Genomic DNA, 15,378 nt, shown 5'->3' on the forward strand with positions numbered 1-15,378 from the left:
TTGAATAAAAAGATGCTTGACAATTATCTGCCCAGCATGCGTTTGAGCCTCTCCCTTCTGCTCGTTTTCGCCGTTGTGACATTTTTCTTCGGCCGGTACAGTTTGTATCTTGCTATCGCCGAGGCTTCTGTCGTCCTGCTCTTAGCCGTTTTTATCCGTTTCTCATCCAAAAAGCGCTCCTTAAAGCTCTTAAAATACATCGAATCCGTCACCAACAGCACGGCGTCGGCGACAAAGGACACGCTATTGAGCTTTCCGCTGCCCGTCGTTATTTTTAGCCCGGAAACGCTGACGGTTCTTTGGTCAAACAACCGTTTTGTCCAACTGACGGACAGCAAGGAGCGTTTCTTCGACGTGCGCCTGACAGACTTGATCCCCGATTTTTCTGCCAAGTGGCTGCTCGACGGAAAAAACGAATGCCCGCAGCTGATGACGGTCGGCGACAGGCGCTACAAGATTTTCGGCAGCATTATTCACACAACGCATGAATCTGACGGCGTGATGGCGGCTGCCTATTGGGTCGACATGACGGAATACGCGGACAGATCGGATGAATATCTGGCCTCGCGGCCCGTCTGTGCCATTATCATGTTTGACAATTATGAAGAGCTCATCAAAAACATGGCTGAAAAGGACAAATCGGCTATTTTATCAGCCATTGACGATAAAATCAGCGCCTATCTCACAGGCAGTAACGGCGTTTTATGCAAATATGACAGAGACCGCTACCTTTACCTTTTTGAGGAACGCTATCTGCACGCCTTTGTCGAGGATAAATTCTCGCTACTCGAAACAGTGCGCGAGGCCATCAAGACGGGTGGCGGTGTGCATGCCACGCTCAGCATCGGCATCGGAAAAGACGGCAAGACACTGGAGGAAAACTTCCGGTATGCGTCCGTCGGCATCGAAATGGCCCTCTCCCGTGGGGGCGATCAAGCCGTTATAAAAAACAGATTCAGCTTTGAATTTTACGGCGGCTTGTCCACCGAGGTTGAAAAACGGACAAAGGTTAAGTCGCGCGTTATGGCAAATGCTCTGGGTGAACTCATCTCCGACGCCTCATCCGTTATCGTGATGAGCCACGCGCGCGCCGACCTTGACTCTCTTGGGGCGGCCGCCGGCATTTGCTGCATTGCCAGGAAACGCCAAAAGCGCGCATATATCGTCTCAAGCGCCGATCCGAGCGCCGTTGTGGATATGACGCAGCAGCTCCGCGAGCACCCGGAATACAGGGGCGTTTTTATATCCGCGCAGGACGCGATGCTCTTTGCCGACAGCAAAACGCTTCTCGTCATCGTCGACACAAACAGGCCTGAGCAGGTGGAGTCCGAGGCGCTCTTGCTCTCCATGAACCACGTCGCCGTCATTGACCACCACCGCCGGGCCGCGACCTATATTGAAAACGCCACGCTCAACTTCCACGAGCCGTATGCCTCATCGGCGTCTGAGCTTGTTGCGGAGATGCTGCAATATCTTGTTGAGCCGAGTGACATCCTGCGCGTTGAGTCTGAAGCGCTTTTAGCCGGGATCGTGCTTGACACGAAAAGCTTTGCCATCCACACCGGCAGCCGCACGTTTGACGCCGCGGCTTATCTGCGCCGTTCCGGCGCGGATACGACGGATGTCAAACGGCTTTTACAGTCTGACTTTGACACGACGATGTCGAAATACGCCATTATCCGCGGCGCGACGATGTTTAAGCCCGGGATCGCGCTCGCGTCGTCCGACGTGCGCGAAAACAGAGTTATTGTCGCGCAGGCAGCCGACGAGCTTTTAAACATTGCGGGTGTTCAGGCCTCTTTCGTCGTCTCACCCGACGGCGACGACGTTTTCATCTCCGCGCGCAGCATCGGCAACGTCAACGCACAGGTTATTATGGAAAAGCTCGGCGGCGGTGGGAATCAGTCAACGGCGGGGGCTAAGGTGACCGGCATGCGCCAGGCGGAAGTGCTTGAGCAATTAAAGGCCGCCATTGACGACTACATTGACGCCAGCGCGCACACGCGCCTTGACGAGAACAATTAAATTCCGGAGGAGAAAACATGAAGGTTATTTTACAGCAGGATATCAAGGATCACGGTAAGAAAGGGCAGCTCATCGACGTATCGGACGGATACGCGAGAAATTATCTGTTTCCGAAAAAATTCGCAGTCGAAGCGACTGCGGACAACATAAATGCCATCAAAATCAAAGAAGCGGCGCGCCTTAAAAAGCTGGAGGACGAAAAGGCTGCCGCGCGCGAAGCCGCATTGAAACTCGACAGCTGCGTTGTCAAGGTTTCGGCGCGCGCCGGCGGGGCCGGAAAGCTCTTCGGCGCCGTTACCGCCAAGGAAATTTCCGACGCCTTGAAGGAGCAGCACGGCATTGTTATCGAAAAGAACAAGATCGTTCTGGACGAGCCCATTAAGACGTTCGGCTCTTTTGAGGTGAAATGTAAATTCGGTTTTGAAATCACGGGGACGCTCCATCTGCTTGTCACAGAGGCATAAGAGAGAATTTCCGGCTGAAGTTTGATGGTTTGGGGGATACTTTGTGGATGAGCTTTTAGGCAGGCAAATGCCGCACAGCATTGAAGCCGAACAGGCGGTATTAGGCGCCATGCTACTTGACGCCCGCTGCATCGGTGACGTTGTGGGTGTATTAAAACCGTCTGACTTTTATTCAACCGTCAACCGCGAAATTTATGAGACGATCTACTCGATGTTCACATATTCCATGGTGACAGACCCTGTGACGGTTTTGGAACAGATGCGCGTTGCCGGTGTTTTGACAGACACGTCACCCGCGTATCTCTTAGAACTCGTCAACATCACGCCGACATCGGCAAACGTGATGGAATATGCCGCCATCGTCCGCGATATGGCGCTGTTGCGCAGCATTGCCGACACTGGCAGTGATATTTTGAACATGGCGCTGGAGGGCGCCGGCGGTGCCGCCATCATTTTGGAGGCGGCGGAGAAAAAAATATATGCCCTGCGGCAAGGGCGGAACACGCAGGGTCTTGAACCGATTTCAAAAATTCTTATCAGCGTTTACGATCAGCTTTCGCTGGCGGCCAAAAGCGGCAGCAAGTTTCCCGGCTTGCCAAGCGGCCTAGATGATTTGGACCGCTTTATCATGGGTCTTAACAACTCCGACCTGATTCTCATTGCCTCGCGCCCCGGTATGGGCAAAACGAGTATCGCGCTGAATATTGCGCTTCATGTTGCCAAGACCTCCGGCAAATCGATTGCCGTTTTTTCGCTTGAAATGTCTCGCGAGCAGTTGGCGATGCGCCTACTCTCCTCCGAGAGCTTTATAGACAACAAAAAGCTCCAGACAGGTCGGCTGTCTGCCGACGAGTGGCGGAAAATCGGTACGGCAGCCGCTATGATCAGCGGCTACGACCTTCTGATAAACGATAACCCCTCTCTGTCGGTTGCCGATATGAACGCACAATGCCGCCGCCTGCCGAACCTCGGTCTCGTTGTTATCGACTATTTGCAGTTGATGCAAAGCGCGGGCGGCAATACAAAAAGCTCAGGCGACAATAGGACGCAGGTTGTTTCCGATATCAGCCGCATGCTGAAAATTATGGCTAAGGAATTAAACGTGCCGGTCGTCTGCCTGTCGCAGCTGTCCCGTGCCAACGAAGCGCGGCATGACAAGCGCCCCATGCTCTCCGACCTGCGCGAGTCGGGCGCCATCGAGCAGGATGCCGACATCGTTTTAGGTCTTTACCGCGAGGACTATTATAATAAAGAAGTTGAGCAGCAAAATATTGCCGAATGCCTTGTTTTGAAAAACAGGCGCGGCGAGACAGGCACCATCGAGCTCAAATGGATCCCTGAATTTACGACGTACACCTCGCTTGACAGGCACCACGCCGAATAAGCCGGAGACGACACATGCTTCAGAAAATAACGGCTTTTGCCGACCGGTATGACATGCTGCCGCGCGGCGGGACGGTTTTAGTTGCCGTTTCGGGCGGCGCCGATTCCGTGTGTCTTATGGCGGCGCTTTTGGCGTTGGCACCAGCCCGCGGCTTTTCCGTCGCGGCGGCCCACTTTAACCATCGTCTGCGCGGCGCTGACGCCGACCGTGACGAGCAATTTGTCCGCGACCTGTGCCGGAAACTGGACGTACCGCTTCTGACCGGTAGCGCTGATGTTCGTGCTTACGCGCACACAAACGGTCTTGGCATTGAGGCGGCCGCACGTACGCTGCGATACGAATTTCTTGAAAACGCCGCCGAAAAAATATCGGCTGCCCGGATTGCAACGGCTCATACGGCAGATGATAATGCCGAGACGATCCTTTTAAACTTCACGCGCGGCGCGGGTCTGCGCGGGCTTGGCGGGATTCCGCCTGTCCGCGGCAACATCATTCGGCCGATGCTGACAGTTGAGCGGGCGGCGATTTTATCATTTCTCGCCGACCACGCGCTTACCTATGTTGAGGACGCCACAAACGCGCTAGACATCTATAACAGAAATCTCCTGCGCCACAAAGTCATACCCGTTTTGAAGGCCATAAACCCCCAGTTTTTGGGCCGTGCTGCCGAGACGGCAGCGCTTGCCCGTTCTGACGACGCGTATCTGACAAGCCTTGCCGACGCGTTTATTGAAGCTAACGTCACGGACGGCGTGATTGAAGCGCGCGCGCTGACTGCCCTGCCGGAACCTGTTTCCTCCCGCGTCGTGCGGCAGCTATCTGGCGATGCGCTCACATCACGCCATGTGGCGGCCGTTTTGGCACTCTGCCGCACCGCATCACCCGCCGCTCGGCTCTCGCTCCCGACCGGTACGGTCCGGCGTGAATATGAACGCGTTATTTTCGAAAAATCACTGCGGCCCGTCACGTTTGAAAAAATTTTCTTGCCGATCGGCGGGCGCGTTTTGATCCCTGAGATTGGCCTTGCCGTGACGTGTACGGAATCGGATGACTTTAAAAAAATTAATAAATCATTCACCACTTTTCTATTCAAAACGGATAAGATATGTGGTAAAATCATCGTCAGGCCGCGCGAAACGGGCGACAAAATTGCGCTTTTTGGCCGCGGCGGTACTAAAACTCTGAAAAAACTGTTTATTGAAGAGCGCATACCGCTGGCGCGGCGGCAGGCTATCCCAGTTGTCTGCGATGACAACGGCCCCCTTGCCGTATACGGCCTCGGTTTTGACAAACGCGCCGCCGCCCGTGAGGGCGACCGGATTTTGGAGATAAAATTTGAGGAGACGGCATATGAAAAATGATATAGAAAAAGTATTTTTCACAGCCGATGCCATCGCCAAAAGAGTCTGTGAGCTTGGCGCACAGATAACCACCGATTATACCGCCGAACCGCCGTTACTCGTCGGCATTCTCAAGGGCTCTTTCGTCTTCATGGCCGACCTCGCCCGTGCGATTGATTTATATTGCGACGTTGATTTTATCGCGGCCTCCTCTTACGGCAACGCGACCGAGACATCCGGTATCGTGACGCTGACAAAGCCACTTTCCGCCGACGCCGCAGGGCGGCATCTTCTCATCGCAGAGGATATCCTCGACACGGGCGTGACGCTGACATTTCTGCGCTCGTACCTTTTAAGCCTGAAGCCCGCGTCAGTAAAAATCTGCGCCCTGCTTGACAAGCCCTCTCGGCGGAAGGCTCCCATCAGTGCCGATTACGTCGGCTTTACCTGCCCCGATGCGTTTTACGTCGGTTACGGCCTCGATTACGCCGAGCACTACCGCAACCTGCCCTATATCGGCTCGCTCAAGCCGGAGATTTATGAGTAGTCCCACAGGAAAGAAGTGACATATTTGAAGCCAAAAAACAGAAGCCCGCGTGACATAGGATTTTACGTGCTCGTCATCATTATCCTGATTTCAGCCGTCTATCTCTTGCTGATTAATCAGGGGACGAACGCCACGACGATAAATTATTCGGAAGTCCGACGTCTTTTCAGTGCACAGGAGGTTCAGTCCTTCACGCTTAAAGACAGCACGCTGACGATGGAGCTCAAGGAGAATTATCAGGATACAGGGAGCAAAATCGTCACCCACAAGCTGTACAATGTCAGCATCTTTTATGAAGACGTCAACCCCGATGTCAACAAGCTGATGCTTGACCCGAACTTCAACTACGACTATGACGTGGGCTGGCAGGCGCCGTGGTGGTTCCAGCTCATCCCTTACGCGCTCATCATTATTTTCTTCATCGTGCTCTGGAACGCCATGATGAACCGTTCCGGCGTCGGCGGCGACAAGTCCGTCATCAAATTTGGCAAGGCCAGAACGCGTCTTGCCAGTGAGGAAAAGAAGAAGGTCACTTTTGCCGATGTAGCCGGGGCAGAAGAAGAAAAGGAAGAGCTGCGCGAAATCGTTGACTTCCTCAAGGGCCCGCAGAAGTATATCAATCTCGGCGCGCGCATACCCAAGGGCGTTTTGCTGATCGGCCCGCCGGGCACCGGTAAAACGCTGCTGGCCAAGGCTGTTGCCGGTGAGGCCGGTGTGCAGTTTTTGTCCATCTCCGGCTCCGACTTCGTCGAGCTCTATGTCGGCGTCGGCGCCTCCCGCGTGCGCGACTTGTTCGATCAGGCCAAAAAGCTCGCCCCGGCGATCATTTTCATCGATGAAATCGACGCGGTCGGCCGCCAGCGCGGCGCCGGTCTCGGCGGCGGCCACGACGAGCGCGAGCAAACGCTCAACCAACTGCTCGTTGAGATGGACGGTTTCACCACAAACGAAGGTGTTATCGTCATGGCGGCAACAAACCGCAACGACATCCTTGACAGCGCACTTTTGCGCCCCGGCCGTTTTGACCGCCAGGTCTACGTCGGTCTGCCTGATATCAAGGGCCGCGAAGCGATTCTCCGCGTCCACGCCCGCGGCAAGGTGCTCGCCGATGACGTTGACCTCGCTAGCGTTGCCAAGGGGACGACCGGCTTCACGGGCGCTGACCTTGAAAATCTGTTAAACGAAGCGGCGCTTCTGGCCGCGCGCTTTAATAAGCGCTTTATCACGATGAATGAGATTGAGGCGGCAACGCTGAAGGTCATTGCCGGACCGGAGAAGAAAAGCCGCGTCGTCACAGAAAAAGACAGGAAGCTGACAGCTTACCATGAGGCGGGGCACGCCGTTGTGGCGCATTACCTCGAGCATGTTGACCCCGTCCACCACATCACGATCATCCCGCACGGTATGGCCGGCGGCATCACGATCTTCCGCCCGCAGGAAGATAAGAGCTATAATTCAAAAAGCCAGATGTTTGAGGATATCATTACGAGCCTCGGCGGCCGCATGGCGGAAAAGCTCATGCTCGACGATATTTCCACCGGTGCCTCCTCCGACATTCAGCACGCCTCGAGTATCGCCCGCGCCATGGTTACGAAATACGGCATGAGCGACAAGATCGGCCCCATTTCCTTTGATGACAGCAGCCATTCCGTCTTCATCGGGCGCGACTTCTCTCAGACGAAGAGCTATTCCGAAAAAACGGCGGCACTCATTGACGACGAGGTCAAACGGATTTTTGACGAGGCCATGGCCAAGTGTGAGGAGCTTTTAGTGGCGCACAAGAACATCCTCATCGCCACAGCCGAATACCTCCTCGAGCACGAGACGATGGACGGCGACGACTTCAATTGGCTCTGTGAGCACGACGGCAAAGTGCCGCCTCCGAAGGTCAAGGCCCCGGAGCCGAGCGGCGTCTACGTTGAGTTTTCACAGGATTATAAGGACCGCCTCGGCGAGACCGGTGTCACGCCGCCCGGCGGAGAACATGACGAAACAGAATAAAGAGCAGTCCCCGCCGGAAGACACATCCGGCGGGGATTTTTCTGCCTTTTCACATTTAACAAACATTTTACACGACCTGTCTGTTTCATTTAATAATAATACCGTATTAATGTAAATACTAAAACGTTATCAGAGTAAAAGGAGATATGAAAATGAAAAAAATCATCGCACTTGCTCTCGCCGCCCTGACAGCCGTCACATTACTTGCCGGCTGCAACGCGGGTACGCCGACGTCAAACAACACAACGTCACCTGCCGCCGCTGGCAGCATCACGGCCTCCGGCTCAACAGCGCTCCAGCCGCTCCTCACGCTTGCCATCGACCCCTTTAAGGCAGCGACCAAATTTGATGGCTCCGTCACAATTAACGGCGGCGGTTCCGGCACTGGCCTTACCGATGTCGCCGCGGGGACTGTAAACATCGGCGATTCCGACGTCACACCGGAGCAGGCCGGTAAGGATGCAACGGGCCTCGTTGACCATCAGGTCGCCGTCGTTGCCGTCGGTATTGCCGTGAGCAGCGATGTCGCCGCAAACCTCAAATCCATTACGAAGGACGACCTGACAAAGATTTTCACCGGCGCGATTACAGACTGGAATCAAGTGAACGGTTGGACGGGCGGCAGCCTGCCGGTCAGCGTCTACTACCGCAAGGCCGGTTCGGGCACGCGCACGCTGTTTGAAACGTACGGCATTGGAAAGAAGCTCTCCGACGCGGACCTTGGCGCGTTTGCCAACTTCACAAAGAAAGAATCCTCCGGTGACCTGCAGACGGCTATTACAACCGGCAAGGGTGCGATTGGCTACGAAACCCTGCCCTACTGCAAGGATCTGACGCTCCTACAGCTTGACGGCGTCGACGCCACGTATGACAACGTTTACACCGGCAAATACGTCATCTGGGGCTTCGAGCACATGTACACCAAGGGCGAGGCCACCGGTTCCGTCAAAGCGTTTATTGATTACGTCATGTCGGCTGATTTTGCCAAGACGATCACTGACAATGGTTACGGCGATGTCTCAAAAATGACCGTTTCGAGATAACAAACAAAGCTTCATGAAAGCTGTTTCACAAGCAGATGCTTGTGAAACGGCTTTCGCCCGAAAAAGAGGGATACTATGAGTCAGACGAAATTTTTCAAAGAGACGCTCGGAAAATCGACGCTGACCGTTCTCGGCCTTTTTATTGTGCTGTTAACGGTGGCGATTTCGCTGTTTTTGGCGTGGAAAGGACTGGCGTCTTTTACAACGCATAATCAGTCCGTTATTGATTTCCTTTTGGGCAGCCGATGGGACCCCGCCATGGAATTCAGGCAGGAAGCCGGCCCGGCAGGCTCGGCCATTTTTATCACGGGGTCGCTTGCAGTATCGTCTTTGGCACTCCTCATCGCCACGCCGTTTGCCGTGGCGTGCGCCATTTTTATTGTGGAGATTTCGCCGCGTCTTGGCAGCCGCCTGTTGCAGCCCGCCATAGAAATTTTCGTCGGCATTCCGTCCGTTGTTTACGGCTGGGTCGGCATCTCCGTTTTATGCCCCTTTATTGCCAAGCTCTTTCATCTGCCCTTCGGGGGTGAGAGCGTGTTGGCAGGCGGCATCGTCCTTGCCGTCATGATTTTTCCGACGATTGCCTCCGTCTCGGCCGATGCCATCCGTAACGTCCCGCACGAGTACACAGAGGCATCCTACGGACTCGGCGCGACGCGCTGGCAGATGATTTCAACAGTCCGCCTCCGGGCCGCCTCCGGCGGGATTCTCACGGGCGTTGTCCTCGGCTTGTCACGCGCGTTCGGCGAGGCGCTGGCTGTTTCTATGGTCATCGGCGGTCGGCTGGCCTTCCCGAAAGGCATTCTCTCTCAGACGAGCACGCTCACAACACAGATTGCCTCCGGCATGGGCAGCGCCGCTGACGGCACACAGTGGACGGACAGTCTTTGGAGTATGGCGCTTTTGCTGTTTATCATCTCCTTTGTATTCATTATCGTTATCCGCCTGATTGGCCGGAAAAAGACAGAAAGCTGAGGGCGCCATGAACGAACAACAACTGATGCAGCATAACAGTATCCGAAAAAAGCAGGACAAGGCGGCAACGATTGCGCTCTACATCATCGCGGGTTTTTTTCTCCTTTTACTCGCTTCTATCACGCTTTATGTCGTCGGGCGCGGCATTTCATCATTTCTCCCGCAATACCTCGGTTTTGGGAAGGACGGACTCGGCGTCGAGCTCTTTAACACTGTTTATATGGTGCTGCTGGCACTCGTCATCTCTGTACCGCTCGGCGTCGGCGCCGGTATTTATATGGCGGAATACGCCAGCCGCGGCCGCCTCACGAACATTATCCGTACGTCTATCGAGACGCTTTCGTCGCTACCTTCGATCGTCCTTGGTCTGTTCGGCTTTCTCGCCTTTGTCCTACTGGAAAAGGCCACCTGGAACATGCTTGCCGGTATCCTGACGCTGGCGCTGATCGGCATTCCGCTTTTAACACGCGTTACCGAGGATGCCGTGCGCGACATCCCGGACGCCTACCGCGAGGGCAGCTTTGGGCTTGGCGCCACCCGCTGGCAGACGATCGTTAAAATTCTGCTGCCGGCGGCAAAAAGCCGGATTACGACCGGCGTCATTTTGGCAGCTGGGCGGTCGTTTGGTGAGGCGGCGGCGCTGATCTACACCTCCGGCCTGACATCCGACGTCAACTTTTCGAACTGGAATCCCTTCAGCCACACCTCTCCCCTCAACATTTTCCGGACGGCCGATACACTGGCCGTGCGCATCTGGTATCTTAAAACAGCTGCTATTCTGCCCGATAAATATGCGCTGGCCGACATGGCGGCCGCCGCGCTCATCATCCTTGTCTTCGTCTTTAACCTGTCCGCCCGGTGGCTGCGTCACAAAAATACACTCAAATAATTGTGGATTATTTCAGTAGACAATCCTTGAACAACATGATATAGTGTATCTTACATCTAGAAATAACTACATATATCTTTTGAGGAGGGTTTCGTGATGCATGTCACCGTTACTGGAGGAAATTTGACCGCTGCCGAGCGCGAGGCCTATATCGCCCATGCGCACACGGCGCATCCCGACAAGATTATCGACGGGCTGGATATTAAGCTCAGCGGCGAATACGCCGACCTGACGTATCACTGGAAAACAGTCCCCTTTGAGCGCATCCGCCGCATTACGGGCTATCTCGTCGGCACGCTCGACCGATTTAACGACGGCAAACGCGCCGAGGAAGCTGACCGTGTCAAGCACTGCTGCAAGCAGTAAGCCTTATCAAATCAAAAACAGAGGCAGCTGGCGCTGCCTCTGCTTTTTATTTCCACAGGAAAACAAGCCTCTTCGGTGCGTTCTTCGCCCCTCTCATCATATTTTGATAATTTCTTTTGAAGGACTTATCAAAACATTATTCATTTTGCAGTGTTTTATCTGTCGATCGAGCATTGACAAACAAAACACGTGACGATATAATTTATAAATACAGCGGCAAGGGCGCCACGGTATGGTGGTGACCTGTTGCCGTTTTTTCTTGTTGTTCCTACATACATTATTATTTGGGGAGATATTTATATGGCTACTGTCAATGAAATGTTCGGAAGTATGGTTTTCAGCGATCATGTCATGAAGCAAAGACTGCCCAAGGAGACATATAAGGCATTGCAGAAAACGATTAACGCGGGCGCTGATCTTGATATCAGCGTTGCCAACGTTGTCGCCAATGCCATGAAAGACTGGGCACTCGAAAAAGGCGCGACGCATTACACCCATTGGTTCCAGCCGATGACCGGCATCACAGCCGAAAAGCATGACAGCTTTATCACGCCGACAAATGACGGCCGCGTTCTAATGGAGTTTTCCGGCGGTGAGCTTGTCCGCGGTGAGCCCGACGCGTCGAGCTTCCCGTCCGGCGGCATCCGCGCGACGTTTGAAGCCCGCGGCTACACCGTGTGGGACCCCACGTCCGCCGCTTTTGTCAAGGGCGCGACGCTTTACATACCGACGGCCTTCTGCTCTTACACAGGCGAGGCGCTTGACGCTAAAACGCCGCTGCTGCGCTCCATGGAAGCCGTCAGCAAGCAGGCTGTTCGTGTTCTGCATCTGTTTGGTAACAAGGACGTAACGGCCGTCAAATCAACGGTCGGCCCTGAGCAGGAATACTTCCTCATCGACAAGGCGCTCTATGAACAGAGAAGAGACCTCGTCTTCACCGGCCGCACGCTCTTCGGCAACAAACCCCCCAAGGGTCAGGAGCTGGAGGATCAGTACTTTGCCGCCATCAAAACCCGCGTTGCAGCCTTTATGAATGAACTCAACGAGGAGCTGTGGAAGCTCGGCGTGCTTGCCAAGACAGAGCACAATGAAGTCGCGCCCGCTCAGCACGAGCTCGCGCCCATCTTCTCGACAACCAATATTGCCGTCGATCACAACCACCTGACGATGGAGCTCATGCAGCGCATCGCCAAAAAATACGATATGATCTGCCTCCTGCACGAAAAGCCCTTTGCAGGCGTCAACGGCAGCGGCAAGCACAACAACTGGTCAATTGCCACGAACACCGGCACGAATCTCCTCGACCCGGGAAAGACCCCGTTTGAAAACGCGCAGTTCCTCCTCTTCCTCGCCGCCGTCATCAAGGCTGTCGACGAGCATCAGGATCTTCTGCGCATCTCGGTTGCCACAGCGGCCAACGATCACCGCCTCGGTGCCAACGAAGCGCCTCCGGCCATCATCTCCATCTTCCTCGGCGACGAGCTGACAGCCATTGTCGAAGCAATCGACAGCGGCTCGAGCTACGACTCGAAGTCCAAGACGATGATGAAGATCGGCGTCGACGTCCTGCCGCAGTTCCCGAAGGATACGACGGATCGCAACCGCACCTCCCCGTTTGCCTTCACGGGCAACAAGTTCGAGTTCCGCATGGCTGGCTCGTCCATGTCGATTGCCGAGGCCAACACCGTTCTCAACACGGCCGTCGCCGAGTCCCTGCGCGTTTTTGCCGATGCCCTTGAAAACGCGACAGACTTTAACGCCGTGCTTACAAAGCTCGTCAAAGAGACGATCAAGAAACATAAACGCATCATCTTTAACGGCAACGGTTACGACGACGCATGGGTTGTAGAGGCTGAAAAGCGCGGCCTGTTAAACCTCAAGTCGACGCCCGAAGCCCTGCCCTATCTCATTCAGGAAAAGAATGTCAAGCTCTTCAAGACACATGGCGTTTATTCTGAGAAGGAGCTGCATTCCCGCTTTGAGATTGCCCTTGAGAACTACTGCAAGATTCTCAACATCGAGGCGCTCACCATGCTGGAGATTGCCAAGACGAGCATTCTCCCCGCCGTTACAGGCTATGCCAAAAAGCTTGCCGAAGCGGCAAACGCCAAAAAGGCCCTGATTGCCGGTGTTGATGTCTCCTTTGAGACAGCGTGCGTTTCCCGCATCAGCGAACTGACGGGCGATCTTTATAAGGGCACCATCGCTCTTGAGGAAGTGCTGGCAAAGACGGAAGCCATCACCGGCACTGCCGAAATGTCTATGGCGTACAAGACGAACGTCATCCCCGTTATGGACAGCGTCCGCGCCGCTGCCGACGCTCTGGAGCTCATCACGGCGAAGAAAGCCTGGCCGCTCCCGACTTACGGCGATATGCTCTTCTCCGTTCTGTAAGAGCTTCAGAAAACCTTATATCATAATGAACAGAGCCGCCGGATCATCCGGCGGCTTTGTTATGGGCGGATATGGAATCCGCCCCTGCGAGGATGGTAGGGGAACGCCCTCCGTTATTCGCTGCGCGAATGCCACCTCCCTCAAAAGGGAGGCTTTTGGGGCGGGCGCAGGGGCGGACGGCCAATGGCCGTCCCTACGGCACGCGGAGGTCGTCGTGCTCGACGGGAGAAGCCCCTTGTCTTTTATTAGGGGACATAGGGGGTGAACTGCACCCTATATACCTTTTTGGTTGGCGGGTGGGTTTAGATCAGCTTTGTCGTCAGGGTACCGAGGCCGTCGATTGTGACAGACACACTGTCGCCCTGTTTCAGCCAAACGCGCGACGCTTCCGGTTTACCGAGAAGAACGCCCGCGGGCGTCCCTGTAAAAATGAGATCGCCGGGGGCGAGCTTAAAGTAGCGCGAGGCCGCGCTGACGATGGCCCTGCAATTGAAAATCATGTCTGACGTTGTGCCGGACTGCCTGCGCACGCCATTGACGTCGCAGTATATCCCGTTATCGCCGTCGGGGTCGAAGCTATCCGCCGTCGTGATAACGGGGCCCGCTGGGGCAAAGCCTGGAAACGCTTTGCCCGCCAGCCACTGGCTGGAGAGAAACTGACTGTCGCGCGCGCTGAGGTCATTGCCGCACGTATAGCCGAAGATATAATCGAGCGCCGCATCCTCCGGGATGTTCCACGCCTGTTTCCCGATGACAAGGACAAGCTCGGCCTCGTAGTCAAAGCAGCGAAGCCACGGTGGGAGCGAAACGGGCGCGCCCGCGGGCGCGAGCGCATCGTTAAATTTAGAAAAAAAGACGATGTCGCGCGGCGGGGCCATTCCCGTCTCAGCGGCATGGCTTTTATAATTGAGCCCGACGCAAACGATTTTCTGCGGCGCGGTGATATTGGCATAGTGCAGTGACGTACGGTCGAGCGCCGGAAGGTTCTCATCGCCGAGCGCCGCCGCGACGCGGCCTTTGAGGCTATCCCAACCGGCGATAATGTCATTCATGCGTGTGGGGCAGCCGAGCGGCGCGAGGTCGACGACGGTGCCGTTATCCCGGAGTACGCCGGTGTGAAAACGACCGTCTTTTACAAAGCTTAACAGTTTCATCGCGTCACCTCATACATCGTCGCGCCCCAACGGCCTGCCGCCGCCGGTGATCCCCCACCTCGGCCGCAGCGCCAAAAGCGCGTCGATTTGTTTTTCCGTCATCGCTCGAGTGATGCCGAGCATTTTTGACAACAGCGTAACGGTTGCTGTATACTCGATGCGCTCCATGCGCTCGAGCGCCTCATTGACGCTTTTCCCCCACGCGACGGCGCCATGGTGCTCCAGCAGAAGGGCATGATAGTCCTGCACGAACGCCGAAACGCCGTCCGCCAAATCGTCCGATCCCGGCAGGGCAAATGGGACGAGCGGCACAACACCAAGCAAGACGACGGTCTCCTGCAAAATCGCCGTGTCAAGCGGCAGCCCGGCGGCGGCAAAAGCGGCGGCAGACGGCGGGTGCGCGTGGACGACGGCGAGAACGTCTGGCGACTGTTTGTAGCAATTCAGGTGCATTTTAATCTCACTGGAGGGCATGGATGTCCCCTCCAGAACACTGCCGTCCAGGTCGAGCTTTATGAGCATATCCTCCGTCAAAAAGCCCTTGCAAACACCGGAGGGCGTTGCCAGGACGTGATTCGGCGACACACGGGTGCTTATATTACCGTCGCTTGCGCAGACGAGGCCTTTTTGATACAGGCGCTGTCCGGCCTCAATGATGGCGCGTTTGGCTTCTTGGTCGGTGGGGTAAGCTTCAGGTGACATGGCGGGATCTCCTTCATGTGTGGTGTATGGGGGCAGCGAGTGGGCCTTTGAGGCGGACGGCCAATGGCCGTCCCTACGGGATGTAGGACGGGAT

The 15,378-nt window shown here is 55.3% G+C and carries 13 protein-coding genes; 11 read left to right on the top strand and 2 right to left on the bottom strand.

Going from position 1 to position 15,378, the window contains the following annotated elements; translation table 11 throughout:
- The 11 genes from IZU99_07480 (at position 1) to IZU99_07530 (ending at position 13,428) form a co-directional block, all read left to right on the top strand.
- Positions 1 to 2,025 carry a DHH family phosphoesterase gene (locus tag IZU99_07480; GenBank protein ID UOO37107.1) on the top strand — a complete coding sequence of 675 codons (2,025 nt, stop codon included), beginning with the start codon at positions 1 to 3 and terminating at the stop codon, positions 2,023 to 2,025.
- A 17-nt stretch (positions 2,026 to 2,042) separates the two neighbouring features.
- The gene (locus IZU99_07485; GenBank protein ID UOO37108.1) at positions 2,043 to 2,489 is read left to right on the top strand and encodes a 50S ribosomal protein L9; all 447 of its coding nucleotides are present in this window, start codon (positions 2,043 to 2,045) and stop codon (positions 2,487 to 2,489) included.
- A gap of 67 nt (positions 2,490 to 2,556) precedes the next feature.
- On the top strand, positions 2,557 to 3,873 hold the full coding sequence (dnaB, locus tag IZU99_07490; GenBank protein UOO38783.1) for a replicative DNA helicase: 1,317 nt from the start codon (positions 2,557 to 2,559) through the stop codon (positions 3,871 to 3,873).
- Positions 3,874 to 3,887: 14 nt separating this feature from the next.
- Complete coding sequence (gene tilS / locus IZU99_07495) at positions 3,888 to 5,234, top strand: tRNA lysidine(34) synthetase TilS (protein ID UOO37109.1); 1,347 nt, start codon at positions 3,888 to 3,890, stop codon at positions 5,232 to 5,234.
- The gene (hpt, locus tag IZU99_07500) at positions 5,224 to 5,760 is read left to right on the top strand and encodes a hypoxanthine phosphoribosyltransferase (GenBank protein ID UOO37110.1); all 537 of its coding nucleotides are present in this window, start codon (positions 5,224 to 5,226) and stop codon (positions 5,758 to 5,760) included. The genes tilS and hpt overlap by 11 nt, the downstream gene beginning before the upstream one ends.
- Before the next feature lie 54 nt (positions 5,761 to 5,814).
- Entirely contained in the window at positions 5,815 to 7,761 is a 1,947-nt protein-coding gene (gene ftsH, locus IZU99_07505; GenBank protein UOO38784.1) for an ATP-dependent zinc metalloprotease FtsH, read from the top strand.
- A gap of 152 nt (positions 7,762 to 7,913) precedes the next feature.
- On the top strand, positions 7,914 to 8,804 hold the full coding sequence (locus tag IZU99_07510; protein UOO37111.1) for a substrate-binding domain-containing protein: 891 nt from the start codon (positions 7,914 to 7,916) through the stop codon (positions 8,802 to 8,804).
- Between the two features lie 75 nt (positions 8,805 to 8,879).
- On the top strand, positions 8,880 to 9,779 hold the full coding sequence (pstC, locus tag IZU99_07515) for a phosphate ABC transporter permease subunit PstC (GenBank protein UOO37112.1): 900 nt from the start codon (positions 8,880 to 8,882) through the stop codon (positions 9,777 to 9,779).
- Positions 9,780 to 9,804: 25 nt separating this feature from the next.
- Positions 9,805 to 10,668 carry a phosphate ABC transporter permease PstA gene (gene pstA / locus IZU99_07520; protein UOO38785.1) on the top strand — a complete coding sequence of 288 codons (864 nt, stop codon included), beginning with the start codon at positions 9,805 to 9,807 and terminating at the stop codon, positions 10,666 to 10,668.
- Positions 10,669 to 10,764: 96 nt separating this feature from the next.
- Positions 10,765 to 11,034: a hypothetical protein gene (locus tag IZU99_07525; protein UOO37113.1), complete on the top strand. Its 270-nt coding sequence runs from the start codon at positions 10,765 to 10,767 to the stop codon at positions 11,032 to 11,034.
- 300 nt (positions 11,035 to 11,334) lie between these two features.
- Entirely contained in the window at positions 11,335 to 13,428 is a 2,094-nt protein-coding gene (locus IZU99_07530; GenBank protein UOO37114.1) for a glutamine synthetase III, read from the top strand.
- Positions 13,429 to 13,730: 302 nt separating this feature from the next.
- On the opposite strand, the gene IZU99_07535 is transcribed toward IZU99_07530, so the two are convergent.
- Positions 13,731 to 14,582, bottom strand: a complete 852-nt coding sequence (locus tag IZU99_07535) for a fumarylacetoacetate hydrolase family protein (protein UOO37115.1) — start codon at positions 14,580 to 14,582, stop codon at positions 13,731 to 13,733.
- Between the two features lie 9 nt (positions 14,583 to 14,591).
- Positions 14,592 to 15,284 carry a class II aldolase/adducin family protein gene (locus tag IZU99_07540; protein UOO37116.1) on the bottom strand — a complete coding sequence of 231 codons (693 nt, stop codon included), beginning with the start codon at positions 15,282 to 15,284 and terminating at the stop codon, positions 14,592 to 14,594.
- Between the last annotated feature and the right edge of the window lie 94 nt (positions 15,285 to 15,378).

The sequence above is a fragment of the Oscillospiraceae bacterium CM genome (assembly GCA_022870705.1).
GTDB lineage: Bacteria > Bacillota > Clostridia > Oscillospirales > Oscillospiraceae > Sporobacter.

Bases quoted from the DNA above. Each gene is read 5' to 3' on its own strand.
- IZU99_07485 (UOO37108.1), top strand. From the start codon at position 2,043: ATGAAGGTTATTTTACAGCAGGATATCAAGGATCACGGTAAGAAAGGG.
- dnaB (UOO38783.1), top strand. From the start codon at position 2,557: ATGCCGCACAGCATTGAAGCCGAACAGGCGGTATTAGGCGCCATGCTA.
- tilS (UOO37109.1), top strand. From the start codon at position 3,888: ATGCTTCAGAAAATAACGGCTTTTGCCGACCGGTATGACATGCTGCCG.
- hpt (UOO37110.1), top strand. From the start codon at position 5,224: ATGAAAAATGATATAGAAAAAGTATTTTTCACAGCCGATGCCATCGCC.
- IZU99_07510 (UOO37111.1), top strand. From the start codon at position 7,914: ATGAAAAAAATCATCGCACTTGCTCTCGCCGCCCTGACAGCCGTCACA.
- pstC (UOO37112.1), top strand. From the start codon at position 8,880: ATGAGTCAGACGAAATTTTTCAAAGAGACGCTCGGAAAATCGACGCTG.
- pstA (UOO38785.1), top strand. From the start codon at position 9,805: ATGCAGCATAACAGTATCCGAAAAAAGCAGGACAAGGCGGCAACGATT.
- IZU99_07525 (UOO37113.1), top strand. From the start codon at position 10,765: ATGCATGTCACCGTTACTGGAGGAAATTTGACCGCTGCCGAGCGCGAG.
- IZU99_07530 (UOO37114.1), top strand. From the start codon at position 11,335: ATGGCTACTGTCAATGAAATGTTCGGAAGTATGGTTTTCAGCGATCAT.
- IZU99_07535 (UOO37115.1), bottom strand. From the start codon at position 14,582: ATGAAACTGTTAAGCTTTGTAAAAGACGGTCGTTTTCACACCGGCGTA.
- IZU99_07540 (UOO37116.1), bottom strand. From the start codon at position 15,284: ATGTCACCTGAAGCTTACCCCACCGACCAAGAAGCCAAACGCGCCATC.